This window comes from Roseitalea porphyridii (assembly GCF_004331955.1).
Lineage (GTDB): Bacteria > Pseudomonadota > Alphaproteobacteria > Rhizobiales > Rhizobiaceae > Roseitalea > Roseitalea porphyridii.
Map to the genome: position 1 here is coordinate 1,938,520 of NZ_CP036532.1, position 24,616 is coordinate 1,963,135.

General features: G+C 62.5%; 22 protein-coding genes, 2 pseudogenes and 1 other annotated feature. Of the genes and pseudogenes, 12 read left to right on the top strand and 12 right to left on the bottom strand.

Annotated elements, in window-relative coordinates; genetic code table 11:
- The first annotated feature begins 67 nt into the window (after positions 1 to 67).
- The 4 genes from E0E05_RS17350 to E0E05_RS09510 all read left to right on the top strand — a co-directional run bounded on the left by E0E05_RS17350 (position 68) and on the right by E0E05_RS09510 (position 4,303).
- Positions 68 to 1,996 (top strand): hypothetical protein, encoded by a 1,929-nt coding sequence (locus E0E05_RS17350; protein WP_158629328.1) that lies wholly within the window; start codon positions 68 to 70, stop codon positions 1,994 to 1,996.
- A 19-nt stretch (positions 1,997 to 2,015) separates the two neighbouring features.
- Complete coding sequence (locus tag E0E05_RS09500; RefSeq protein ID WP_158629329.1) at positions 2,016 to 2,978, top strand: Gfo/Idh/MocA family protein; 963 nt, start codon at positions 2,016 to 2,018, stop codon at positions 2,976 to 2,978.
- A gap of 252 nt (positions 2,979 to 3,230) precedes the next feature.
- Entirely contained in the window at positions 3,231 to 3,635 is a 405-nt protein-coding gene (locus tag E0E05_RS09505) for a GtrA family protein (RefSeq protein WP_131616494.1), read from the top strand.
- Complete coding sequence (locus E0E05_RS09510) at positions 3,632 to 4,303, top strand: class I SAM-dependent methyltransferase (protein ID WP_131616495.1); 672 nt, start codon at positions 3,632 to 3,634, stop codon at positions 4,301 to 4,303. Before E0E05_RS09505 ends, E0E05_RS09510 begins: the two co-directional genes overlap by 4 nt.
- Here E0E05_RS09510 and E0E05_RS09515 read toward each other — a convergent pair.
- The 7 genes and pseudogenes from E0E05_RS09515 to E0E05_RS17680 all read right to left on the bottom strand — a co-directional run.
- Entirely contained in the window at positions 4,276 to 5,013 is a 738-nt protein-coding gene (locus E0E05_RS09515; RefSeq protein WP_131616496.1) for a class I SAM-dependent methyltransferase, read from the bottom strand. The genes E0E05_RS09510 and E0E05_RS09515 overlap by 28 nt on opposite strands.
- Positions 5,014 to 5,035: 22 nt before the next feature.
- On the bottom strand, positions 5,036 to 5,809 hold the full coding sequence (rfbF, locus tag E0E05_RS09520) for a glucose-1-phosphate cytidylyltransferase (RefSeq protein ID WP_131616497.1): 774 nt from the start codon (positions 5,807 to 5,809) through the stop codon (positions 5,036 to 5,038).
- A gap of 38 nt (positions 5,810 to 5,847) precedes the next feature.
- Positions 5,848 to 6,918, bottom strand: a complete 1,071-nt coding sequence (gene rfbG, locus E0E05_RS09525; protein ID WP_131616498.1) for a CDP-glucose 4,6-dehydratase — start codon at positions 6,916 to 6,918, stop codon at positions 5,848 to 5,850.
- Positions 6,912 to 7,937 (bottom strand): glycosyltransferase family 2 protein, encoded by a 1,026-nt coding sequence (locus E0E05_RS09530; RefSeq protein ID WP_131616499.1) that lies wholly within the window; start codon positions 7,935 to 7,937, stop codon positions 6,912 to 6,914. Before E0E05_RS09530 ends, rfbG begins: the two co-directional genes overlap by 7 nt.
- A 12-nt stretch (positions 7,938 to 7,949) precedes the next feature.
- The gene (locus E0E05_RS09535) at positions 7,950 to 9,197 is read right to left on the bottom strand and encodes a class I SAM-dependent methyltransferase (protein WP_131616500.1); all 1,248 of its coding nucleotides are present in this window, start codon (positions 9,195 to 9,197) and stop codon (positions 7,950 to 7,952) included.
- A gap of 39 nt (positions 9,198 to 9,236) precedes the next feature.
- Positions 9,237 to 9,550: pseudogene (locus tag E0E05_RS17675) on the bottom strand (integrase core domain-containing protein); the annotation flags it as partial.
- A gap of 63 nt (positions 9,551 to 9,613) precedes the next feature.
- Positions 9,614 to 9,831, bottom strand: a pseudogene (locus E0E05_RS17680) (IS3 family transposase); the annotation flags it as partial.
- Positions 9,620 to 9,736, bottom strand: a sequence feature (AL1L pseudoknot). It overlaps the preceding pseudogene by 117 nt.
- A 71-nt stretch (positions 9,832 to 9,902) precedes the next feature.
- Here E0E05_RS17680 and nusG point away from each other — a divergent pair.
- Together nusG and E0E05_RS09545 are read left to right on the top strand one after the other, a co-directional pair.
- Positions 9,903 to 10,415 (top strand): transcription termination/antitermination protein NusG, encoded by a 513-nt coding sequence (gene nusG, locus E0E05_RS09540; RefSeq protein WP_210215693.1) that lies wholly within the window; start codon positions 9,903 to 9,905, stop codon positions 10,413 to 10,415.
- Positions 10,416 to 10,733: 318 nt separating this feature from the next.
- Positions 10,734 to 11,729 (top strand): DUF808 domain-containing protein, encoded by a 996-nt coding sequence (locus tag E0E05_RS09545; RefSeq protein ID WP_131616502.1) that lies wholly within the window; start codon positions 10,734 to 10,736, stop codon positions 11,727 to 11,729.
- Between the two features lie 106 nt (positions 11,730 to 11,835).
- Here the strand turns inward: E0E05_RS09545 and E0E05_RS09550 are convergent, their stop codons facing one another.
- Both E0E05_RS09550 and E0E05_RS09555 read right to left on the bottom strand, forming a co-directional pair.
- Positions 11,836 to 12,045, bottom strand: a complete 210-nt coding sequence (locus tag E0E05_RS09550; RefSeq protein ID WP_131616503.1) for a cold-shock protein — start codon at positions 12,043 to 12,045, stop codon at positions 11,836 to 11,838.
- 199 nt (positions 12,046 to 12,244) lie between these two features.
- The gene (locus tag E0E05_RS09555) at positions 12,245 to 14,362 is read right to left on the bottom strand and encodes a putative bifunctional diguanylate cyclase/phosphodiesterase (protein ID WP_131616504.1); all 2,118 of its coding nucleotides are present in this window, start codon (positions 14,360 to 14,362) and stop codon (positions 12,245 to 12,247) included.
- Positions 14,363 to 14,729: 367 nt separating this feature from the next.
- Here E0E05_RS09555 and E0E05_RS09565 point away from each other — a divergent pair, with 367 nt between their 5' ends.
- Positions 14,730 to 15,968 (top strand): hypothetical protein, encoded by a 1,239-nt coding sequence (locus E0E05_RS09565; RefSeq protein ID WP_210215694.1) that lies wholly within the window; start codon positions 14,730 to 14,732, stop codon positions 15,966 to 15,968.
- Positions 15,969 to 15,970: 2 nt separating this feature from the next.
- On the opposite strand, the gene pyrG is transcribed toward E0E05_RS09565, so the two are convergent.
- The 3 genes from pyrG to tpiA all read right to left on the bottom strand — a co-directional run bounded on the left by pyrG (position 15,971) and on the right by tpiA (position 19,033).
- Entirely contained in the window at positions 15,971 to 17,599 is a 1,629-nt protein-coding gene (pyrG, locus tag E0E05_RS09570) for a CTP synthase (RefSeq protein WP_131616506.1), read from the bottom strand.
- A gap of 85 nt (positions 17,600 to 17,684) precedes the next feature.
- Positions 17,685 to 18,146 carry a preprotein translocase subunit SecG gene (gene secG / locus E0E05_RS09575; protein ID WP_131616507.1) on the bottom strand — a complete coding sequence of 154 codons (462 nt, stop codon included), beginning with the start codon at positions 18,144 to 18,146 and terminating at the stop codon, positions 17,685 to 17,687.
- A 119-nt stretch (positions 18,147 to 18,265) separates the two neighbouring features.
- Positions 18,266 to 19,033, bottom strand: coding sequence for a triose-phosphate isomerase (gene tpiA, locus E0E05_RS09580; RefSeq protein WP_131616508.1), 768 nt, complete (start codon positions 19,031 to 19,033; stop codon positions 18,266 to 18,268).
- Positions 19,034 to 19,184: 151 nt separating this feature from the next.
- Between tpiA and E0E05_RS09585 the strand changes: the two genes are divergently transcribed.
- The 5 genes from E0E05_RS09585 to E0E05_RS09605 are packed head-to-tail and all read left to right on the top strand — an operon-like array spanning position 19,185 to position 24,615.
- On the top strand, positions 19,185 to 21,062 hold the full coding sequence (locus tag E0E05_RS09585; RefSeq protein WP_158629330.1) for a peptidyl-prolyl cis-trans isomerase: 1,878 nt from the start codon (positions 19,185 to 19,187) through the stop codon (positions 21,060 to 21,062).
- Between the two features lie 11 nt (positions 21,063 to 21,073).
- Positions 21,074 to 22,090 (top strand): anthranilate phosphoribosyltransferase, encoded by a 1,017-nt coding sequence (trpD, locus tag E0E05_RS09590; protein ID WP_131616510.1) that lies wholly within the window; start codon positions 21,074 to 21,076, stop codon positions 22,088 to 22,090.
- A gap of 2 nt (positions 22,091 to 22,092) precedes the next feature.
- Positions 22,093 to 22,899 carry an indole-3-glycerol phosphate synthase TrpC gene (gene trpC, locus E0E05_RS09595; RefSeq protein WP_131616511.1) on the top strand — a complete coding sequence of 269 codons (807 nt, stop codon included), beginning with the start codon at positions 22,093 to 22,095 and terminating at the stop codon, positions 22,897 to 22,899.
- A gap of 1 nt (position 22,900) precedes the next feature.
- On the top strand, positions 22,901 to 23,398 hold the full coding sequence (moaC, locus tag E0E05_RS09600; RefSeq protein ID WP_131616512.1) for a cyclic pyranopterin monophosphate synthase MoaC: 498 nt from the start codon (positions 22,901 to 22,903) through the stop codon (positions 23,396 to 23,398).
- Entirely contained in the window at positions 23,398 to 24,615 is a 1,218-nt protein-coding gene (locus E0E05_RS09605) for a molybdopterin molybdotransferase MoeA (protein ID WP_131616513.1), read from the top strand. The genes moaC and E0E05_RS09605 overlap by 1 nt, the downstream gene beginning before the upstream one ends.
- Position 24,616 lies beyond the last annotated feature (1 nt).

Here is a 24,616-nt window from a genome sequence, read left to right on the forward strand (position 1 = left end):
CTTGTTTTCACGAAACAAATTTACGTCTAGGGAGAAAAATACAGACAAATATTCAACACACGGTGAAATGCTGGAATTTTCGACGTTCTTTTTCATCCTGACTTCGTTTTTGTCTTCGCTTCTGATTTGGTACTTCCGGTCCAATATTGGTTCAATTCAGCACTGGCAGATCCTATATTTCTTCCTTGCCGCTGCCACGCCGGCCGCGGTTATCGGCATGCACGCCAGGTTTGCCGGTCGCATCGACGGCCTCTATGGACCTCTGTTGGCACTTGGCACCTTGGCCACCTTCGCACTGCCGGCATTGTTGCCGGCACTCGTCGTGCCGATCATCGCCATCGCCGTTTCAATCAACGTCGGGCTCGTCGTTTCGCTGACACGGCTGAACAGATTGCTGTCCATTGGCGCATCTTTGGCGCCTGCCTTCGTATTTGTGCTCTTTCATTTTGTTGTCATGAACTCATCAGGGTATGCCACTCTGTTTACACCAGAAGCCTGGCTCTCCGGTACCCTGCATCCTGATACCGCCTATCACTCCGCCATTTCGGCGATGATCACATTCTACGGCGAGATCAGCACGGGTATAGATGGCCTATCAGGCCTTAGGTATCACATCCTGACGCATATCTTTCTCGGGATGATGGCGAAGTCCGCAGCGTTGCCGATCACATACGGCTACTTCTTGGGCATGCAAATCATTGCCGTGCCGCTCCTTTATTTCTTCCTGTGCCTTTCGGTCATCGTCCTCGCCGGACCCTTGGGGCGCAAGTCACTTGTCTGGATCGTAATCGCTCTTCCTATTTCCATGGCAATTATTGTGCAGCGATGGGGATGGGAGTCACATTTGCTTTCCGAGAGCCATATTTTCGGCCTGATGCTGCTACTCTTGGGTCTTTCGACGCTTAAGAGCATTGCTGACGATGAAGACGCGCCTCCCTCCAATGCTCATCTTGCCGCAGGCCTGCTGATCGGTATCCTGGCACTGACGGCCAAGATCTCGATTGGTCTGGTCTGGTTTGCGGGCCTCGGCTACCTGTTGTTGCGGAAGGGGCCGATCAACGTTCGTCTCGTTGCAGTCTTCGCGGTCTGGGCGATCCTGATTGCTGCAGTGACTGTGGCCATCGCGTTGCCCGCCGACCATGTTTCCACTGCACGGTTCAACCCGCTCCATTCCCTTCAATATACCGGAGTATGGATTACCAATCTTGGCATGATCGGGCTGGCACTGATCGTGATCGCGCTGCAATGGATGTCAGCCTCGCAACACGCTCGATACTTGCTGGAGGCACTGGCGATCATGATGATTGCCGCGGTCACGCCTGCCATGCTGCTCGAACTAGACGGCTTCTTCTACTTCATGAACGTCGGCACATGGGTGGCAATCAGCGTAGTATGCGCGTTCGCGTTGCGGGCCGCGACGCGATGGCGTTGGGCTGGTCTTGGTGTCGGTGCAGCGACCGTTCTTGCTGCCGGATTGCTCGTTGTCGACATCGCCCCGGGCTTCGGCCAACAATTCGTGGCTGCGCGCAACAGCTATCTGGCGGCTCTCGCACCGGAGGAGGCAACGCGGCACGCCGAGACCGGTTTTTTTGACAGAGCGCCGCTCAGAGCAATGGCCACCGCCTACACCACGTCAAGCGGTGGGCGCATGCTTTCCGAAGTGTCGCGAAATGGCTTGAGCGCGGGCGACGACGTGCTGGTCTTCTTGCCGCCTGACGCGGAATGGTTCTGGTCATCCCACCCCAGCTGCATCGTGCCACCAATCAGCGTGCCGGGCTCAGTCGGCCTTCCAATGCTGCTCGGTGTACCACCCGTGTCCGGGGGCTGTAAACTCAGCCACTATTATGGCTATTCCTCGTATGGTCCGCAATCGCGCTCCGTGTTTGCCGACGACATCACGCTTTGCGAGCGGGCGGCCGACCGCGGCTTTGGTGCGGTACTGGTCTTCAATGCCGCTGCCGCCTCGCGGTTGCTGCAGTGCAATTCGGCCGACTGAAAACGGGAGTGGGGTCCGTTTGAACCGGATATCTCGGATAGATGCCGCAGTTGTCGGCGGTGGCAGATGGGCGGGTGAACATGCTCTGACGCTGCTGGATGTTCTGCCTGCCGAGGCGAAGCTTCACGTCTGTTCAAGTTCAAATCCCGAGGCATGGGATGAGTTCGCCCAACGGCTTGGCTGCGAGGACCGATCGCGGCTGGTAGCGTGTAACACGATCGATGATATCGGCCATACGTCAAGCGTCGGCATGGTTGTTGTCGCCCGCCGAGCACGCGATCATGCCGAAACAGCGATACGATTGTTGCAAGCTGGCAAGTGCGTCCTGATTGAAAAACCCTTCGCACTCACTCTTGCTGACAGCCAAAGGATCGCCGCAAGCGCGTCGCCCAATCGCTGCGCCGTCAGCCTGCCATTGCTGCACGCTACCTACATGCAGCAGTTCCTTGCAGCGTCAGGGAGAATCGGAAGGCGGCGGCGCGTCAATATTATTTGGTCAGATGCTATGGGCGAAGTTCGTCGTGGCCGCGTCAAGCGACATGACCCATCGGTGAGTGTGATACTGGATGTATTCCCGCACATATGGAGCATCATCGCACAAGCCGGACTCGGCGGCGCGTTGGACTTGAACCAGGTGTTCGTCGGAAACGCCGGTGCCGACATCGAAATGCAGTTTCTGGCCAATGGAGTAGTGACCGAGGCGCGCATGACCCGCAATGGCTCGACGCGAATGCGGATTCTGTCCATCCAAGGCGAAGACGGCGAAGCGTGTATCGACTTCTCCGAGGAGCCAGGCCATGCCACCGTTGCAGGAATGCCGATCTGCGTCAGTGCCGGGTTCAGCAGTCCCTTGCGACGCATGCTCCGGTTTGCCTACCGGTCATTTTTGAACAATGAGCCACTCGGCCTTCATGATGTCCGATTGGCGCATCGGGTTTTGGAGTTTGCCCTTGAGGCCGAGAAAGAAGCCGTGGAGCGGTAGGTCAAGACACCGTTGGCCCGTGCGAGGGTACAGGGAGGCGACCGGCCCATTCCATGACGCAAGTCGCCCTTGACGCATGACTATTGATGCCGCACTGGTGGACGGTCGGTTGAAGGCCCGTGCCGAGTGGGCGCAGCACTCTGTTTGGGACACTGCAATTGAATCAAAGCGCGCTGAAGTCGCAGTCGCGATGGCCGTGAACTTCCTGCAATCAACGGCACATTGTGTATTTCTGGCGAACTGCGGGTACTGATGATGCAATCCATCCGACAGCTCTCCAAGCCGCTCGCTCTGACTGAGTTGGTTCGGTTCTGCATGGTGGGCGCGACAACGCTCGCCTTGTATGTGGTTCTGTTTGTCTTGCTATCGCAGATTGCAGAGGATCACTTCGTTCCGGCCCTGTCCGCTGGAACCGCTGCCGCTCTCGTAAGCTTTATCCTCCAGCGCAACTGGACGTTTCGCTCGAAGGCGACCGTACAGGCCTCGCTGCCGAAGTTCCTGCTAATTCATGGAGCAGCAGCGGCACTGAACGCGCTTTGTGTTGAGTTCGCAGCGGGCACTCTGGGCCTTCCGGTGTATGCCGCCTTGACCTTCGGCGCCGCGGTTTACGGTGCCTTCAGCTATCTGGCCCAGAAGCTCTGGTGCTTTCGGCCATGAGTGCGCTTCTCTCACAAACCCGCTTTCCCAGGGCCTGGCTATTGGCACAGAAGCTGATTGGAGGAACGCCTGACAAGAAACGCCTTGCGCTTCGGCACTACACTGGTCAAAAGCATATCCTGGAGATCGGCTGCTCGGTCGGAAACATTGCCGATGCCTTCGTCGATGAGGCGATCTCAACTTACACCGGCATCGACATTGACGAAGCGGCACTAGGCATTGCCCGTTCGCGGTTCGTGGACGATGACAGATTCTCCTTTAGAAGCGACCCACTTGAAGACCTCGTTGCGTCAGAACAACGCTGGGACTTCGTGTTGATTGCCGGTGTCCTGCACCATGTCGATGACGGTACGGCGCTTGACATGATCCGCTGCTGTGCAGCGCTGACCGCCGAGGATGGGCTGCTCGTGGTATCTGAGCCGGTACCCCTGCGCACAGGCGACGGCGTGGCGTTCCGGATCATTCACGGTGTCGAGCAGGGTCAGTTCCTGCGCGAAACGGACGAACTCGTGTCTTTGCTAGAGTCAAGCGGTCTGACCGTCCGTGAGCGCGAAGAACCATTGATCGGTCCGGGCATATCACCGCGTCCGAAGATGATGCGCTTTGCGCTGATCACTGCGATACCGGAGCGGAAGAACAACTATCCCGGGCGGACTGCAGCGAGATAGTACTGGGCACCAAACGGCAATCGCCCCAACAGACCGTCCGCTGCGGACAGGAGGCGGCCGACCGGTGGTACCGACAGTATTGTGCGCGTGCGTATATCTTCAAACCCCGCACCCGCAAATCTCCGTCGCAGACCGCCTGGCCACAGCAACACCGCGTCTTTGTCGATCTCGCACGTCTTGACTATGTACTGCGTCGCCGGGTTGATTGGGTTGTGTTCGAATACGAGAGCAAGGCCGCCTTTCTTCAAGACGCGGGCCATCTCGGCAACGAAGTCGGACCAGTTACTCCGGGGAACGTGGTGCATGACGCATATGGCAAACACGATATCAAATCGCTCATCGTCGTAGGGCAAGCGCCTTCCATCATAGTGCGCATAGGTAACAAAAGAATGCTTGCGCCGCGCTAGCTCGATACTGCGCTCAGACACGTCGACGCCATGAAGGGACCCGAAAGCACCCTTCAAACCCTCATGATAGGCGCCGATGCCGCAGCCATGGTCGAGTACTTCGAGTGCGCTCACATCGCCGAAGTGCGACTGCGCTTGACGCAATATCTCGTCGCGCTTGACATTGATGAAGAAACTGTGCTCGCGGCCCGTAAAGGCGAGCGCCTGATTGATAGTCTCCTCGTAATCCTCGGTAATGCGATCGAAGTCCGCAGCGATCTGCCCTTGTGTGACCCCGGTGGTATTGCTGGTCTTTTTCGTCATGCTGGCAGATCCGAACGTCAGGCTAGTGCCAACGCTTCCAGGGAGCGTTGCCACTACGCCACATCTCGTCTAGCTCGCGCTGGTCTCTGAGCGTGTCCATCGGCTTCCAGAATCCATGGTGCTGAAAGGCTGAAAGCTGGCCGGCTGCCGCGAGGCGTTCGAGAGGTGATTTTTCCCACGAAGTCGCATCGTCATCAATGAAGTCGAAAACACCCGGTTCCAGAACGAAAAAGCCGCCATTGATCCAGCCCGCCTCATTGTCCGGTTTCTCGTGGAATCGCTTCACGCCTCGTTCCTCGGCAATATCCAATATCCCGAAGCGGCCAGGTGACCTAACGGCAGTGACAGTGGCGAGACGACCCTTCTCCTCGTGGAAGTCAACCACATCCCTGATGTTCAGATCGGCAACTCCGTCGCCGTAGGAAAGACAGAAAGTCTGATCTCCGATATAAGGCGCGATGCGTTTGATGCGCCCACCGGTCATTGTCTCCAGGCCCGTATTCACGAGCGTCACCTTCCACCTTTCGCTGGGCTCGCCGTGGAATTCCAACTTGTTCTCACCCAGATGCACGGTGAGATCGTAGTTTTCGGTAAAGTAATTCACGAAATATGACTTGATCTTGTGAGCCTTATAGCCGCAGCAGACGATGAATTCAGTGAAGCCGGATGCTTCATAAATCTTCATGATGTGCCAGAGAATGGGCCGGCCGCCGACTTCGACGAGCGGTTTGGGAATCATCTCCGTTTCCTCAGAAAGCCGGGTTCCCATGCCGCCAGCCAACAGAACAACAATCATGCCGAACCTCTCCACACAGCGTCCAAAGACATACTCGACTAGGGCGCTGCTGCGAGAAAACTCTCAATGTCGTCAGCCACCAGCAGCGCGGCATCCTCGCCATCCGCGCACCTTCGATACCATACGGCAGCGCGGCGAACCGCTTCTTTGGCGTCCCACCTCGGCCGCCAGCCGAGCAAGCGACGCGCTCGTGTGGAATCGACAGTCAAAAAGTGCGTTTCCTTGCGAGTTCCGCAACGCGGCTCAGCGTCTTTCACAATGGCACCCGCACCCCAATTGGTGGCGAAGGCTTTCGCCACGTCGCGTACGGTCGCGGCATTATCACCGGAGGGCCCGAAATTCCAGCAGCCAAAACGGCTGGTGCTTTCGTTAAGCAAATGGTTCGCCAGGACCAGATAGCCGGTGAGAGGGTCCAGCACGTGCTGCCAGGGACGCACGGCTTCGGGATTCCGCAGAACGAGAGGCTGACCCGTCTCGAAAGCACGCGCTGCATCCGGCAGAAGCCGGTCATCTGCCCAATCGCCGCCGCCTATGACGTTGCCAGCTCGGACGGTTGCAATGCCCTTTTGGCCATCGGCGAAGAAAGACGAGGCCATGGACGCGGCAACGAGTTCTGCCGCAGCTTTCGATGCGCTGTATGGGTCGGCGCCACCGAGCGTATCGGTTTCGCGATAGGCCCAGACGTGTTCCTCATTGCGGTAGACCTTGTCGCTGGTGACAATCAACACGGCCTTGACACCTGGCACGCGCCGGACCGCCTCCAACACCTTCACTGTCCCGATAATGTTGGTTTCGAAGGTCGATACCGGGTTGTCGAACGATGCAAGCACGAGCGGCTGTGCCGCCAGATGCACAATCACCTCCGGCGCAGCGGTGGCCATCGCGGCTTGAAGCGCACGATGATCATTTACGTCGCCTTCGACGCTAAGGTGGTTCTGCAAGCGCAATTGAGGATAGAGCAGGCGCGGCCTGTGATCGAACCCGAAACCGGTCGTCTCGGCACCCAGCCTGGAAAGCAGGGCGCAAAGCCAGGAACCCTTGAACCCCATATGCCCAGTTATGAAAACACGGCGGCCGGCCCAGTCTCCCAGTTCATCGGCCGCTACCATTGCAGTCGGCTTTCGGCGGTTTCGATATCCTCATCGAAGTTTACCATGTGTGCGATCACGATCGAGGGTCGCTGACGTACTTGATCATAGATCCTGCCAACATAGGCGCCCAGAATACCCAAAAAGATGCTGTTCAGGCCGATGCCGAACAAAATCAGGATCTGCGTTGTGGTGAAACCGCGCGGCAGGCTGTCGGGCGAAACCAACCAGAGGAGAAAATAGGACAGCGCCAGAAGAACGGCCCCGGTGGCAACGACAAGGCCGATATGAAACGAGATTCTGAGCGGCATGCTCGAATGAGCCATAACGCCACCAAAAGCCATGTGGGTAAGCCCACGAAGCCGGAACTTGCTCTGGCCGAACTTGCGCTCAGACCTGTCAAAAGGAATACCGATCTGATTGCGCGCCAGAGACGAGATCAGCCCCCTAAGGTAGACATGGGGGTCGTGTATGCGTCTCAGCCTTTCTATCATGCTTCGATCGATGAGTCGGAAGTCACCGGCATCGGCAATGAGATGATCGCCGTCCAACTTCGCCAGCAGTTGATAGAAGCTGCGTCTCCCCTGAGAGAGAAGCCACCCCTCTTTGCGGCGGCGCCTGACGCCAACGACGACATCATGCCCCTCTTCCCACTTCCGAAGGAAGTCCGCGAACAATTCGGGAGGGTCCTGCAAATCAGCGTCGATCTGGATCGCCGCCGCCCCGCGTGCAAGCCGATAGCCCGTCAGAACGGACTGCTGGAAACCGAAGTTACGAGCAAAACGTGCGATGCGCACGTCAGGATCCTTGTCGGCTATCTTGCTCAACAGCGCGAACGTATTGTCGGTCGAGTGGTTGTCGGTGAACAGGAACTCAAACCGATAATCCTTCAACTCGTCTGTGACACGACGCAGTTCCGCATAGGTCCGTTCGACATTCGATTCTTCGTTAAAGACTGGAATGACGATTGAAATGAGCGGTCGGTCCGAAGATACGTCGTGCGGTTCACGTTCACCGACATGTTTCTGCGACTGCGTCATAGGTCAACGGCTCTACGGTGACAGGCGATCGAACTCGTCCGCGTTGAAGATATCGACTATCGGTGCGGTGAGCCCTCGTTTGCCCAGGTAGCCACGAATCTCATGCGAGATATGCCAAGCAAGATTGATGATCGGTGCATCGCCGTGGTTCTCCCAGTCCATGCAGTCGTCGGAGACGATCGGAATCATCGTACCGGGAATGTTATGCCCGATCTTCATGGATCCGGGCTTCTCATGCACGCGCTGCAACACGCCCTCGTCCAAGTCTAGCAACTCTACCAGAATAGCCGCCCTGCCGGGAAAAGCCTTCCCGATCAGGGGCCCATGTTCATCGACCATTTCGTCAATCAGGTCACGCTTTCGACTGCGCCAAGTCGGAACACGACGGCCGAGATCGTACAGCCGTTCGCAGAAATCGGCTTCGTCGGGATCGGTTTGGTCATCTGCCGTGCGGGCAGATGCCGCCCGATCATGACCCAGCATGACGCGAATATTGCCGCCGTAGCGCTTGGGAAATTCGACGGACAGAACCTCAACGCCAAGCGCCTCGGCCACATAGGAAAAAGACGTCAGACTGTAGGTTCTCGGATGCTCATGATAGAAGGTGTCAAACTGATACCGATCGAGAACGGACCCAAGATAGTGGTTCTCGATCACAACAATCGTGTGCGGGCCCATCAGGACTCTCAGGGCGTTCAACAGCTCCTTCAGGTTCTCGATATGCGCAAAAACGTTTGTGAATGTCACAATGCGCGGTTGGCCTGCTAGCGCAACGATCTCCTCCGCTGTTGCGGTCGTGAAGTAATCCTGTCTCACCGTATGACCGGACTCGATTGCATCAGCCGCTGCATCGGTCGGCTCAATGCCCAATGTCTTTGCACCCTTTTCGCGAAAGAGGGTCAGGAGGCTGCCATCATTGCAGCCAACGTCCAGGACGGTCTCTCCGGATAACGAACCGGCTGCCTCCTCAACCCGCGCGACCAGTTGCTTCATGCCGCTCAGGACGTCAGCCGTGTGGCGCGCGCGATAGTGGTATGAGGGCGGAAACAGAACGCTCTTGGGTATCTGATGGGCCTGGTGTGCCGTCTTGCAGGTGTCACAGAACATGATCGATATTGGGTACTTCTGCGCAACACGCTGGTCACCGGTCGGGACGAGATCGTCGCACATGGGATGATCGCCCAGATCAAGAACATGCTCCAGGACCGTGCTTCCGCACAGCTCGCATCGAGTGGTCAATCTGGTTTCGGGTTTTTTCATGTACGTGATCTGCCACACCTGAGCGGTCCAGTTTGACTGTTAGTGCATGAGCGGCCCTTGGTCCATCGAGACGACGGTTTCCGGGGCCGGTGGTCGATAACCGACTGCGCTGTGTGGACGCATCGCATTGTATTGTTTGCTCACTGTTCGATCAGGATTTGGGCTTCGCGCCGCCTCTAGCAGAATTCACCGTCGAGCAGTTCATACCGCCGCCGGGCATTGAGGCTTTCTCGGCACTGGTTCTCGCAGGGGCTCTCGCATTGGATATAGGTGGTCTTTGCGCCGACAGCCTTTATTCAATCCTGCACGGCGTGGGCAACGAGCTCGAGGCCGTTATCCGAGCGAATGAACGAGTCGTCATTGTGAACCATCCGGTCCTGCCGAAGGCCAACCCGCTTTGCCAGATCAACGCATTATGTGAAAGGGGCGATCGGCAGTACCGCGCAGATCGGCTCGAAGCGGTGCGCATTCCGATGCGCCACAACGAAGTCCAGCATCAGTTCGACGGGCGGTCTGGCTTCGCCATCGCAAGACACGCTGATGCCTCCCGCAGGATCTCGTTGGCTTGGCGCAGCTCCCGTCTTCCCGCTTGGGCCGCCTTCTTCCTCTCGGCCACGTCGCCGGGAACGCCTGCGCTTGCCGAGGCACATCGTTGCAAATTGTTCAAATTTGAGCGATAGGACCTTTGAGATCAGGGAACGCTCCGTGATAGATCGTGATCGTACATTTACGTGGTATCTGGCGCAGTTGAAGCCGAACTGCGCCGCGGTGGCGCAGAACAATCTCAAGCGGCAAGGATTTGAAACCTTCCTGCCTGTGCACGAGGAAACCAGGGGGAAGAACGGCAAGTTCGATACCAGAATGGCGCCGCTCTTTCCGGGCTACATCTTCGTCGCGTTCAATGCCGCCAAGGGTTTGTGGCGAAAGATCAACTCGACTTATGGGGTCAGCCGCCTTGTCGGTTTCGGTCAGGGGCCGACGGAGGTACCGGCCGAAATCATGCAGCAGTTGATGGCGCGCTGCGACGAACATGGACGATTGCTTCCTTCGGGGCGCCTCCAACCAGGCGACCGTGTAACACTTGTGACAGGACCACTGGCGAGCTTTGCCGCGGAGATCGAAGCCATCGCTCCCGATCAGCGCGTCTGGGTGCTTCTCGACATTATGGGCGGACAAACCCGCGTCACGGTTGGTGCCGACCAGTTGCGGCCCATTTGAGTCGGTGGCGTGTTTGCAGCACGAGCAATTTAGCAGTGCCTTCTGTCCTATCGACATCCCCCGGTTTAAGCCGACGTGATCTGGAGTCCTCCGGTTGTGTGACTGTCCTGATTGACAGCGCGCGGTTCGTAAGGGGCCAAGCGCGCACGCGGATGACGTTCAGAACCTCCATTCACGCGCCTGGTTCTCATTGGGCCGCAGGGTTGAATCGCTCCATCTTGCGGTTCACAATGCCATTCCACTGCATAGACAGATCAATTCGACACCCCATCATTTCTGCGCGCTCACCAAAGGGCCGTGCATGAGGAGCTTTCTTCGATGAGCGGCCTTCTCGCACTGCTCGACGATGTCGCCGCGATCGCCAAGGTTGCGGCTTCCTCGGTGGACGACGTGGTCGGCCAGGCCGTCAAGGCTTCTTCCAAGGCCGCCGGCGCGGTGATCGACGATGCCGCCGTCACGCCGAAATACGTGCACGGCTTCTCCGCCGAGCGCGAACTGCCGATCGTCTGGAGGATCGCGCGCGGCTCGCTGTTCAACAAGCTGGTGATCCTGCTTCCGGTGGCTCTGCTGCTGTCGGCGTTCGCGCCCTGGGCGATCGCCCCGCTTCTGATGGCCGGCGGCACCTATCTTTGCTTCGAGGGGGCCGAGAAGGTCTGGCACGCGATCAACCCCGCCGACCATCACGCCGAGGATCTGTACAAGGAAAAGCTCAGCGACGCCCATCTCGAGGAAAAGAAGGTCGCCGGCGCGATCAAGACCGATTTCATCCTGTCGGCCGAGATCATGACGATCGTGCTGTCTTCGCTGCCGCCGGGCCTCGCCTTCGCGATGGAGGCGAGCGCGCTCGCCGTCGCCGGCGTGCTGATCACGGTCGCCGTCTATGGCGCGGTCGCGGTGATCGTGAAGGCGGACGATGTCGGCCTGCGCATGGCCGCCGCGGGCCGCCATCGGCGCACGCGCGCCGCCGGCAAGTGGATCGTGCGCAACATGCCGCGCCTGCTGCGGCTCCTGGTGATCGTCGGCACCGCCGCGATGCTCTGGGTCGGCGGCTCGATCATCATGCACGGCCTTAACGAGATGGACGTCAAGGCGCCCTACCAGACCATTCACGACATTGCCGTGGCGGTGGCCGCGCTGGTTCCCGAGGCGGTTCGCGGTTTCACCGAATGGTTCGTCACCGCCCTGATCGACGGCATCGCCGGACTTGCGATCGGGCTCGTGGTTCTGCTGATCGTCAACCGCATCGTGGCGCCGCTGCGCCGGCGGTTCGCGCCGGCCGACAGGGAGCCGACCGAAAAGGCCGGTCGCGGTTGATCCGCTTCGCAGCGAGAGGCACCGCTGACCAAAAGGTAAAAAAAGCGGGCCCGAAAGCCCGCTTTCCGTCTGACTGTCCCCGTTCCGTCCGGAACGGGAGGGCCGGTCAGGCCGCCGACAGATTCTCGGCCGAGCTCTTGCCCGAACGCTGGTCTTCGACGACCTCGTAGTTGACCTTCTGGCCTTCATCGAGACCGTGCATGCCCGAGCGCTGAACGGCCGAGATGTGCACGAAGACGTCCTTGCCGCCGGCTTCCGGTTCGATGAAGCCAAAACCCTTGGTGGTGTTGAACCACTTGACGGTACCTGTTGCCATGTCGCGTATCCTTTTCATTGACGCATGATGACGTGCGGCCAAGCCGGGCCGCTTTCCGATCGATCGAATTTTGGAAGAGAGAACGTCAGCAGGCGTAGAACGCGAGGCCAAGGTCGTCGGGCCAAAAGTGTCGATTTCTTATTGTGGACGACAATTGCGGCTTCCGCAAGGCACAAACGTGCACACGCCGCATGGCCCGTCAGCTGCCGCCCGCGGCCGCCTTCGGAAGGGCCTCCGGTTGAATCCCGAGCAGCCGCTCGATGTCCTGTCGCGGCATCGGCTTGTGGAACAGATAGCCCTGCCCCCGTTCGCAACCGAGCCGGCGCAGCATCTGCGCCTCGGCCCAGTGCTCGATGCCCTCGGCGACGGTCGTGTAGCCCAGATCGCGCCCAAGCCCGATCAGCGAACGCACGATCGACTGGTCCGCGGCCGACCGCAACATGTCGTCAACGAAGGTCTTGTCGATCTTCAGGATGTTGAATGGCAGGCTCTTGAGGTGGGTCAGGGACGAAAAGCCGGTGCCGAAATCGTCGAGCGCGATCTGCACGCCTGCTTCGAGAAGGTTCTGAAGCTGTTCCGTGATCGCCGCCGCCGCGCTGTTGATCACCATCGTCTCGGTGATCTCGATGACCAGGTTCTCGGGCCGCAGCCGATGCCGCCCCAGGGTCTCGATGACACGCAGCGCGAAGCCCGGCTGTTCGAGCACCGCCGCCGTCACGTTGATGCCGACCCGGCCGAACTTGCCGCCGGCCCGGTCCCAGGCGGCCATGTCCTCGCACACACGTTCGAGCATGACGCGGCTGAGATCGATGCTCATGCGCGCATCGTCGAAGACATCGGCGAATTGCGCGGCCGTCAGCACACCGCGCTCGGGGTGCTGCCAGCGCGCGAGCGCCTCCATCCCCGTCGCCTGGCCGGTGGCGAGTTCGACCACCGGCTGATAGTGCGGCACGATCTGTCCCAGATCGAGCGCTTCGCGGAAGCTTTGCATGACGAGAACACGCCGCTCGAAGCACTGCTCCATGACGAATTCGAAACGCCGCAGATGGCAATCGGCATCGTTCTTGGCGTCGTAGAGCGCCAGATCCGCGCGCCGCATCAGCGCCTGCGTGTCGGTTCCGTCGGCCGGCGCGACGGCGAACCCGCCGGTCGCGTGTACGGCGACGCCCGCCGCGTCGACGCGGATATCCCTTTCGATGGCGGCCTTGAGCCGTGCCGTCTCGTCGTCGAGGTCGATCGCGGCCTCGCCATCGCCGATCAGGACGGCGAACTCGTCGCCGCCCATGCGGGCGAAGAACCAGTTCTCGGGCATGTCCGCCTTGAACTGGCTGGCAAAGCGCACCAGCACCTGGTCGCCGACATCGTGCCCGTGCTGGTCGTTGACCTGCTTGAAGCGGTTAAGGTCCGCCACGCACAGCATGAAGCCATGCCCCGTCTCGGCCGAGCGTGCCGCCACGCGCTCGAGCCGCTCGTTGAACGCGGCGCGGTTCGCCGTGTCGGTCAGGGCGTCGGTCATGGCGAGGCGACGCATTTCAAGTTCCTGCTCACGCTGTTCGGTGACGTCCTGGAAGGTGCCGAACAGCCGCGTTGTGCGGCCGTCCACGACCTCGGGCAGGCCGATCACGCGGGCCCAGCGCCGGCCCCGGTGCGGCGTGTCGAGTTCCAGCGTCAGGTCGAACGAGACCTGCTCGCGGATCGCCCGCGTGACCGCCGCGTCGAACGCGCCGCGCGACCGGGGCGCGAACGAACGGGTCGCATCGTCGCGCGTGGTCGGCATGCCCGGGGTCACGCCGAGTATGCGATAGATCTCGTCGCTCATCGAGATGTGCGGCTCGCCATAGGTCCAGCGCCAGGCGCCGATCCGCGACACCCGCTCGATATGCGCAAGCAGGGTCTGCTGCAGCTTGGTCTCGCGGTTGGACGCGGTCAGGCGGGCCCGGTCGCGGACATGTTCGGTGACATCGCGCGCGACACCGCGATAGCCGACGAACTGGCCCTCGGCATCGAAATGCGGGATGCCGCTCGATTCGAACCAGCGGATCTCGCCAGAACTGGCCTCGAGCGGATAGCGGAAGCGCCGGAACGGCTGACGCCGCATCAGCGTCTCGTGATGCTTGCGCCAGATGTCGTGATCGAGGTCGCGCTTGTTGATCTGCGAGCGCGACCGGCCGAGAAATTCATCGAACGGCAGCCCCGTCAGCGCGGTGAAACCGCTGCTGAGATAAGTCAGGACCAGGTTTTCGTCGGTTTCCCAGGCCCAGAAGTCGGCGACTTCCAGATAATCGTCGACCAGGTAGCTGCCCTTGGTGTCGATCAAGCCGTTTTCCCCCCGCGATGAAGTCACAGGGGAACATGATACGGTTGCCGCAAGGTAAATCGCCGCACCCCGAAATGACGTTACCTGTCTCGTCTGCGGGCGCGACTGTCAGACCAGCCGGCTCTGCGCGACGGCCGCCTCGATGAAGCTGGCGAACAGCGGGTGCGGGTCGAACGGACGCGACTTCAGTTCGGGGTGATATTGATCTTACATCGAGGAAGTCTGATGATATCCGCGGGGTGGTATGGGGGAGACAATGCGACCAGAATATTTATCACAGGGCGAAGAAGCTCGCCTCTTTCCAGTCCTTTCGACAACTTCCAAAGAAGGTCGAACAACGTCGATTGTCCTTGCCTGCTTGTCACTGGTGGACGAGTTCGCGCAGGCTTTGCTGAAGACCGTTTCGCAGCGCCCGGGAAAACGAACGAAGATCGAATGCTTCACCGAAGTTGTCTTCAAAGGACAGAAGCGGGCGAAGGTGGAGCGTCCCGATGGCTTGATTGTTCTGACGACCGGGCCGCGCGTTTGGAAAGCGCTCGTCGAGGCAAAGGTCGGAAACACGAAGATCAACCCGGAGCAGATCGAAAAATACAGGACCATTGCCAAGGATTTCGGAGCGGACTGCGTCATCACGATCTCGAACCAGTTTGCCACGCGCCCGGACCATCATCCGGACGATGCCGTCCGCAAACAGCGATCGAAGATACCCGTCTTCCACTGGTCGTGGATGAAGATCCTGACTGAGTGCGATCTGCTTATCAGCAATGAGACGGTGCAGGATTCCGAGCAACTCCTCCTGATGAAGGAACTGCGGCGCTTTCTGACGCACGAAAGTGCAGGGGTGAGAGGGTTTGACCGGATGCCGCCGGAATGGAGCGCGGTCAACAAGCTCATTTCGAACGGCGGGAAGCTTCCGGCACGCTCCCATGAAGCCGAGATTGTTATCGATGCCTGGCATCAGGAGACGAAAGACCTATCGCTCATTCTCAGTCGTCAGACGGAAACGGCGGTTACAGAAAGACTGTCGCGAAAGCACAGCAAAGACCCGACGCAACGACGCAAGGACGAACTGGCATTACTGAGGGAGCAATGTCAGCTTCGGGCCGAACTGCAGATCGAGAATGCGGCGGCGCCCATCCAGGTTACCGCCGATCTGGCCCGTCGTACCGTCGATGTCGGGATGTCGTTGCGAGCGCCCGACGACCGGAAGTCGGCAAAAGCCCGACTGAATTGGCTGCTGCGCCAGATTCGCGGCGAGGCCAGCGATGATCTGCACATCAGGCTTAACTGGCCTGGCAGGAGCGATCCAACGCAGTTCCCTTACACGGAACTGGTTCAGGACCCCGCGATTGTCGAGGAAGGGAAAGAGGGCCTCACCGTCTACAGTTTCGACGTGTTCCTGTCCAAGAGGCTCGGAGCGCGGTTCATTCAGCAAACGAACTTCATCAGCGAGCTTGAGAGCCTGGTACCGGACTTCTATCGCAAAGTGGGTCAGAACCTCACGGCATGGCAGATGAAGCCGCCCAAAATCCGCGAGGAGAAGAAGGAAGCTGAGGACGTATCGGTCGAAGCGATAGCGGAACTAGAGCGACCGGAACCTGGTTGAATTCAGACCAGCCGGCTCTGCGCGACCGCCGCCTCGATGAAGCTGGCGAACAGCGGGTGCGGGTCGAACGGACGCGATTTAAGTTCGGGGTGATACTGCACGCCGATGAACCAGGGATGGTCTTCATATTCGATCGTCTCGGGCAGCACGCCGTCCGGCGACAGGCCTGACACCGTCAGGCCGGCGTCCTCGAGAGCCTGTTTGTATTCGATATTGACCTCGTAGCGGTGCCGGTGGCGTTCGGAGATGTGCGTGTCGCCGTAGATCCCGGCGATCCTGGTCCCCTCGCCCAGCATGGCTTCGTAGGCGCCAAGACGCATCGTGCCGCCCAGATCGCCCTCCACGGTGCGCTTCTCGAGCATGTTGCCCTTCAGCCACTCGGTCATGATGCCGACGACGTTCGTGCCCGGCTTTTCGAATTCCGATGAAACCGCGTCCTCGATGCCGGCCAGATTGCGCGCCGCATCGAGCACCGCCATCTGCATGCCGTAGCAGATGCCGAAATAGGGCACCTTCTTCTCGCGCGCGAAGGTGGCGGCGCGGATCTTGCCCTCGGCGCCGCGCTCGCCGAACCCGCCCGGGACGAGAATGCCGTGCACCTTGTGCAGGTAGGCGGCGGGATCCTCTGAATCGAAGACCTCCGATTCGATCCACTCCAGATGCACCTTCACACGGTTTGCGATGCCGCCATGGTGCAGCGCCTCGATCAGCGACTTGTAGGCATCCTTCAGGCCGGTGTACTTGCCGACGACGGCGATCGTCACATCGCCTTCCGGATTGTGGATGCGCTCGCAGACCTCGTCCCAGACCGCCATGCGCGGCTTCGGCGCCGGCTCGATTCCGAACGCGGCGAGGACCTCGGCGTCCAGCCCCTCGTCGTGATAGGCCTTGGGCACGTCGTAGATGTTCCTGACGTCGAGCGCCTGGATGACGGCGCTTTCACGCACGTTGCAGAACAGCGACAGCTTGCGGCGCTCGGCCTCGGGGATCGGCCGGTCGGCTCGCACCAGGAGGATGTCGGGCGCGATGCCGATCGAGCGCAGTTCCTTGACCGAATGCTGGGTCGGCTTGGTCTTCAGTTCGCCGGCCGCCGACACGTACGGCATCAGCGTCAGATGGACGTAGACCGCGTTGCCGCGCGGCAGATCGTTGCCAAGCTGGCGGATCGCTTCCATGAACGGCATCGCCTCGATATCGCCGGCGGTGCCACCGATCTCGCACAGCACGAAGTCGTAGCCGTCATTGCCGTCGAGAACGAACTGCTTGATCTCGTCGGTGACGTGCGGGATCACCTGCACGGTCGCGCCCAGATAGTCGCCGCGCCGCTCCTTGGTGATGATGTTCTGGTAGATGCGCCCGGTCGTGATGTTGTCGTACTTGTTGGCCGACCGGCCGGTGAAGCGTTCGTAATGGCCAAGGTCCAGATCGGTCTCGGCGCCGTCGTCGGTGACGAACACCTCGCCGTGCTGGTACGGGCTCATCGTGCCCGGATCGACGTTGAGATAGGGGTCGAGCTTTTTCAGCCGCACCGAATAGCCGCGCGCCTGCAGCAGCGCGCCCAGGGCGGCCGAAGCGATACCTTTGCCAAGCGATGAGACCACGCCACCGGTGATGAAGACGTACCGTGCCATGGGGCCTCACGCTTAGCCGCGGCGATGCGATTCCGCAAAGAAAAAATCGACGGTGTGGGAAACCGGCATTGCGGGCCGGTCACCGTCAGTTGTTCGGCACTCCGCCGCTCGATCCGCCAGAGGCGCCGCCGGTGCCGGTGCCGCCACCGGTCGGAACCGACGTGTCGGGCACTTCGCTGTCGGACGGAACCCCGCCCTGACCGGCCGGCTGCTCCTGCGCCGGTCCCAGAAGATCGAGAACGCCGCCCTCGCCCGGAACGCTTTCGCCGGTTTCCGGATCGACGGTTTCACCGACCGCCGGAATGCGGTCGAGCACGTCGGTCGGATCGGTGCCGTAACGGCCGAGCAGGCCAAGGCTCACAGATGTGACGAAGAACGCCGCGCCAAGGATCACCGTGATCCGGGTCAGCGGGTTGGCCGCCCCGCGCGCGCTCATCGCATTGCCGCCGCCGATGCCAAGCCCCCCGCCCTCGGAGCGCTGCAGCAGGACCACGCCGACGAGCGCGATCACGATCATGAGGTGAATGACGATGAGGATGGTCTGCATGGAACCCGGATGTCCGTTGTCGGCGCGCATCGCTTGCGCTCGGCCGGTGGTGAATTGGCGCGTCTGTACATGGATTGCCGGGCGCTGCCAAGGCGGGCCGCGGGCCCGGTCCGGCTGCGTCAGCGCGCCGGCATCGCCGCGCAAATGGCAAGGAAATCGTCCGATTTCAAGCTCGCCCCTCCGATCAGCGCGCCATCGACCGAGGAAATGGCGAAGATGTCGGCGGCATTGGCCGGCTTGACCGACCCGCCATAGAGCAACCGGAAGCGCGCGCCGGACGAACCGAACCGCTGCTTGAGCTGCATGCGCATGTGATCGTGCATCGTCTCGATGTCGTGCATCGACGGCGTCAGGCCGGTGCCGATCGCCCAGACCGGCTCATAGGCGATGACGGTGTCGTCGGGACGGGCGTCCTCGGGCACCGACCAGGCAAGCTGGCCGTCGACGACGTCCTCGGCGCGTCCGGCCTCGCGCTCCTCGCGCGTCTCGCCGACGCAGACGATCGCGGTCATGCCCGCCGCATGCGCGCCATTGGCCTTGCCGAGCACGTCGGCATCGCTTTCGCCATGATCGGCGCGGCGTTCCGAATGGCCGACGATCACATACGACGCTCCCGCTTCGACCAGCATCGCCGGTGAGACATCGCCCGTATGCGCGCCCTTTTCGGCGTGATGGCAGTCCTGCCCGCCGATCGCCAGCGGCGAGCCGACGACGGTGCGCACGGCGCGGTCGATCAGCGTTGCCGGCGTGCAGATCACCGCGTCGTACGGCGAGTCCGATTTGGTGCCATCGACGCCGTTGGCGATGCGCTTGAGTTCGGGCAGGTCGGCGCCGGTGCCGTGCATCTTCCAGTTGCCGGCGATCAGCGGACGGATGGGGTCGGCCATGATGTCTCGGTCTCCTGATGGGCTTGCGTGCCTGCTAGCTGGTTTGCCGCGCGTGCGAAAGTCCCGCCGCGACGATCGTGCGCGGTGCGCTGCTTGCATCGGCGGCATCGGGTTCATAAGAAGGGCCTTCGAGACAAACGGACCATTTTTCATGCTCGGAACCCTGCGCGATGCGGCCAAGACCTGGGTCGCCAAACTGCTCCTGCTGCTGCTGATCCTGTCGTTTGCGGTCTGGGGTATCTCCGACCAGATTCTTGGCGGTGGCGGCGGCAATGTCGTCATGGAAGCGGGCGAATCGACGATCAGCGCGCAGCAGTACCGGCTGGCCTACGAGCGGACCGTGCGCGCCAATTCCGAACAGTTCGGCACCCGCCTGACACGCGAGCAGGCGCGGATGCTTGGTATCGAGGACGCCGTGCGCGCCCGCATGGTGGGCACGGTGGTGCTGGACGAGCAGGCCCGCGCGATGGGGCTTGGCCTCAGCGAAGACCGGCTCGCCGAGGTGATCAGCGAGGATTTCGGCGGCAATCTGAGCGGCGACCAGATCCGCATGGTTCTCGGCGACATCGGCATGCAGCCGGCCGACTATGTCCGCGACCGCGAAAAGGAAGCCGTACGCCAGCAGATCGTCGAGGCGGCCGCCGACGGCGTCGTCATGCCCGCCACGTTCCTCGATGCGCTGCATCGCTATCAGGGTCAGACGCGCGACGTCAGCTTCGTCGAGATCGACGCATCGGCGATCGAGCCGCCCGGCGAGCCGAGCGAAGCCGAACTGTCGGCGTTCTTCGAGGAGAACGTCGACGACTATCGGGCGCCCGAATACCGGACGATCCGCTACGTGCTGCTGACGCCCGACCAGATCGCCAACCCCGCCACGATCGACATGGAAACGGTTCGCGACGAATACGAAACCAACCGTGCCCGCTACGCCCAGGCCGAAACGCGCACCATCCAGCAGCTTGTCTTCTCCGACCGGGACGCGGCCGAGGCGGCCCGCCAGCGCATCCTCGCCGGCCAGAGCTTCGAGGACGCCGTCGCCGAAACCGGCCGCACCATGGCCGATGCGACGCTCGGTACGTTCGAGCGGGACGAGGTGCCGGATCCGGCGGTGGCCGAGGCGGCCTTCGGCTTGCGCGAAGGCGCCGTCTCCGAAGTCGTCGACGGCACGTTCGGTCCCCTGCTGGTGCGCGTGACAGAGATCACACCCGAGCAGACCCAGCCCTTCGACGAGGTCGCCGAGACGATCCGTCGGGAACTCGCGCAGCTCGAGGCGCGCGACATCCTGCCTGACCTGCACGACGGTTACGAAGACGCGCGCGCAGGCGGCGCGACGATGGCGGAGGCGGCCAGTTCCCAGCAGCTCGAGGCCGTGACGCTTCCGCCGGTCGACGCGCGCGGTCGCGGCAAGGACGGCGAGCCGCTCGGCGGCCTGCCGGAAGCCGAGGCGCTGCTCGAGAACGCGTTCGAGGTCGAGATCGACGAGGAATCGCGGCCCCTGAACGCCGGCCGCGAGGGCTATTTGTGGTACGAGGTCACGGACATCGAGCCCGAGCGCGCCCGCACGCTCGACGAGGTGCGCGACGAGGTCGTCGCCGACTGGCAGGCCGAACAGCGCGACCAGGCTCTCGATGCGGCGGCCGAAGAGGTCGCCCAGGCGATCCGGGACGGCGCCGAACCGGCAACCATCGCCGACGAGCAGGGTTATCGCGCCGACGTCAAGTACGGTCTGGCGCGCACCGGCCAGGACGCCGATTTCGGCGCGCCGGGGCTTGCGGCGGTCTTCGGCGTCGGCCCGAACGCGGTCGACATCACCGAAGGCGCCACCGGCAACCGCCGTCTCGTCTTCCGCATCGACGCGATCACCGACCCGGTCGGCGGCGCCGAAAGCCTCGCCGATGGCCTGCGCGAGCAGATGGGACGGAGCCTGGGCGACGATCTGCTGAACCAGATGGTCAACCGGATGCAGCAGGAATTCCCGGTCACGCTCTATCCGACCGCGCTCGAACGCGCGCTCGATGCCGGCGCATGAGGAGTGACCGGATGGCCAACATCAAGCCGCTGATCGCCAAGGCCGCCGACGGCACGCCGCTGAGCTGGGACGAGGCGCGCCGCGCCTTTGACATCATCATGTCCGGCGAGGCGACGCCCGCGCAGATCGGCGGCTTCCTGATGAGCCTACGCGTGCGCGGCGAGACGACCGACGAGATCGCAGGGGCCGTGGCGACGATGCGCGCCAAGATGCGGCCCGTAGAGACCACCCTGCCCGTCATTGACATCGTCGGCACGGGCGGCGACGATTCCGGCTCCTACAATGTCTCGACGCTCGCCGCGATCATCGCCGCCGGCGCCGGCGCCCATGTCGCCAAGCACGGCAACCGTTCGCTGTCCTCGCGCTCCGGCGCGGCCGATGCGCTGGCCGAACTGGGCGTCGACATCGAGGCCGAGCCCGACACGATCGCCCGCTGCATCGAAAAGGCCCGGCTCGGTTTCATGTTCGCGCCGGTCCACCACCCGGCGATGCGCCATGTCGGCCCCTATCGCGTCGAACTGGGCACGCGGACGATCTTCAACCTGGTCGGCCCGCTCTCCAATCCGGCCGGCGCGGCGCGTCAGGTGCTCGGCGTGTTCTCGCCGCAATGGGTCGAACCGCTCGCCCATGTGCTCCGGACGCTCGGCTCGGACCATGTCTGGGTCGTCCATGGCGACGGGCTGGACGAGTTGACCACGGCCGGCGACACGCAGGTCGCCGAACTCAAGGACGGCACGGTGCGCACCTTCACGCTGACGCCGGAAGAGGCCGGCCTCGAACGCGCCGACCCGGCCGATCTGAAGGGCGGCGACCCGGCCGAGAACGCCGCCGCGCTGCGCGCCGTGCTGGAAGGCGCCCGCAACGCCTATCGCGACATTGCCTGCCTGAACGCCGGCGCGGGCCTCGTCGTGGCCGATCTCGCATCGGATATCGCCGACGGTGTCGCCAAGGCGCAGGCCGCGCTCGACGATGGCAGCGCCAAGTCCGTGCTCGACAGGGTCGTCGCCATCTCGACCGGAAACGGCTGACCATGGCCGATATCCTCAAGAAGATCGAAGCCTACAAGCGCGAGGAGATCGCCGCGGCCAGGGCGTCCGTGCCGGTCTCGGAGCTTGAAGCGCGCATCACCGCCAACGCGCCGCCGCGCGGGTTCCTGAAGGCGCTTGAGGCGAAGAAGGCGGCTGGCGCGTACGGGCTGATCGCCGAGATCAAGAAGGCGAGCCCTTCGAAGGGCCTGATCCGCGCCGATTTCGATCCGCCAGCATTGGCGCGCGCCTACGAAGCGGGGGGCGCGGCCTGCCTGTCGGTCCTGACCGACGCGCCGTCGTTTCAGGGTGCGCCCGATTATCTGACCGGGGCGCGTGCGGCGACCGCCCTGCCCGCGCTGCGCAAGGATTTCCTGTTCGACACCTATCAGGTGCTCGAAGCGCGCGCCTGGGGCGCCGACGCGATCCTGATCATCATGGCGAGCGTCAACGACGCGCTGGCCCGCGATCTCGAACAGGCCGCGTTCGCGCTGGGCATGGATGCGCTGGTCGAGGTCCATGACGAGGCCGAAATGGAGCGCGCCCTGCGGCTCGATTCGCCGCTGATCGGCGTCAACAACCGCAACCTTCGCACCTTCGCGGTCGATCTTGCCACCAGCGAGCGGCTGGCGCCGATGGTGCCGGACGGGCGCGTGCTCGTCGGCGAAAGCGGCATCTTCACGCCGGCCGATTGCGCCCGGCTGGCGCGGGTCGGCATCGCCACCTTCCTTGTCGGCGAAAGCCTGATGCGTCAAGACGATGTAACGGCGGCCACGCGCGTGCTGCTCGCCCGGCAAACGGCGGAGGCCTGAGATGGCCGGCGGGCCGCTGACCCATCTGGACGAGACGGGCGCGGCCAACATGGTCGACGTGTCCGCCAAGGCGGAGACGGCGCGCGAGGCGACTGCCGAGGGCCGCGTGAGCATGGCGCCGGCGACACTCTCGGCGATCCTTGCCGGCGATGCGGCCAAGGGCGATGTGATCGGCACGGCGCGCCTTGCCGGCATCATGGCCGCCAAGAAGACCGCCGATCTGATCCCGCTGTGCCATCCGCTGCCGATCTCAAAGGCGAAGGTGGAAATCGCCCCGGTCGATGACGGCCTCGTGGTGACCGCGACGGTGCGCGTCACCGGCCGCACTGGCGTCGAGATGGAAGCGCTGACGGCCGCAAGCGTGGCCTGCCTGACGATCTATGACATGGCCAAGGCGATGGACAAGGCGATGGAGATCGGCGGCATTCGCCTCCTCGAAAAGACCGGCGGCAAGTCCGGTCACTGGCGCCGCCCCGAACCGGACACGGACATCGCCTGATGGCCATGATGGCGGTCAGCGAGGCGCTCGCGCGGCTGCTGGCCGATGCGGGCCCGCTTGACGCCGAAACCGTTCCCCTGTCGCAAGCGCGCAGCCGCGTGCTCGCCGACGATGTCATCGCCCGGCGCACGCAGCCGCCCTTCGCCGTGTCGGCCATGGACGGCTATGCGGTGCGCGCCGCCGACACGGGCGACCCCACCCGGCCGCTGACCGTGATCGGCGAGGTGGCGGCCGGCCAGGTCTTCGACACGCCCGTCGAAGCCGGCCAGGTCGTGCGCATCTTCACCGGTGCTCCGGTGCCGCAGGGCGCCGACGCGATCCTGATCCAGGAAGATGCCGAGCCCGCCGGCGAAGGGACGATCAGGGCAGGCGAAGCGGTGGCAAGGGGACACCATGTCCGCCCGGCCGGGCTCGATTTCTCCGAAGGCGACCGGCTGATCGAAGGCGGCACGCGGCTCGATGGTGGCCATCTGAGCCTGGCTGCCGCCGGCAACCATGCCGAACTGGACGTGCGCCGCCGCCCGCGTGTCGGCGTTCTCGCCACGGGCGATGAACTGGTGCAGCCGGGCATGTCGCCCGGCCCCGGCCAGATCGTCGCCTCGAACGGCTACGGGGTTGCCGCGATCCTCGAAGATGCCGGCGCCGAACCGTTCGATCTTGGCATCGCCTGCGACCGGCGCGCCGATCTCGACATCAAGCTCGACGCCGCGCTTGCGGCCGAGTGCGACGTGCTGATCACGCTCGGCGGCGCCTCGGTCGGCGACCACGATCTGGTGCGCCCCACCTTCGTCGCGCGCGGCATGGAACTTGCGTTTCACAAGATCGCCATGCGCCCCGGCAAGCCGATGATGTTCGGCCGGCTCGGTGCGATGCGCGTACTGGGCCTGCCCGGCAATCCGGTCTCGAGCCTGGTCTGCACGCATCTGTTCGCCGTACCGCTGATCGAGGAACTGGCCGGACGGCCACCGAGCCAGCGCCGGACGACCGCGCGCCTTGGCGCGCCGCTCGGCGCCAACGGGCCGCGCGAGCACTACATGCGCGGCGCTCTGACCCGCGAAGATGACGGCACGCTTGTCGTCACGGCGTTCGACAATCAGGATTCCTCGATCATCCGCCTTTACGCGGCGGCCGATGCGCTGATCGTACGCCCGCCCGGCGCCGACGCGCTGGACGCCGGCTCCCGGGTCGAGATCGTGATCCTGCGCGAACCGCGCTGAA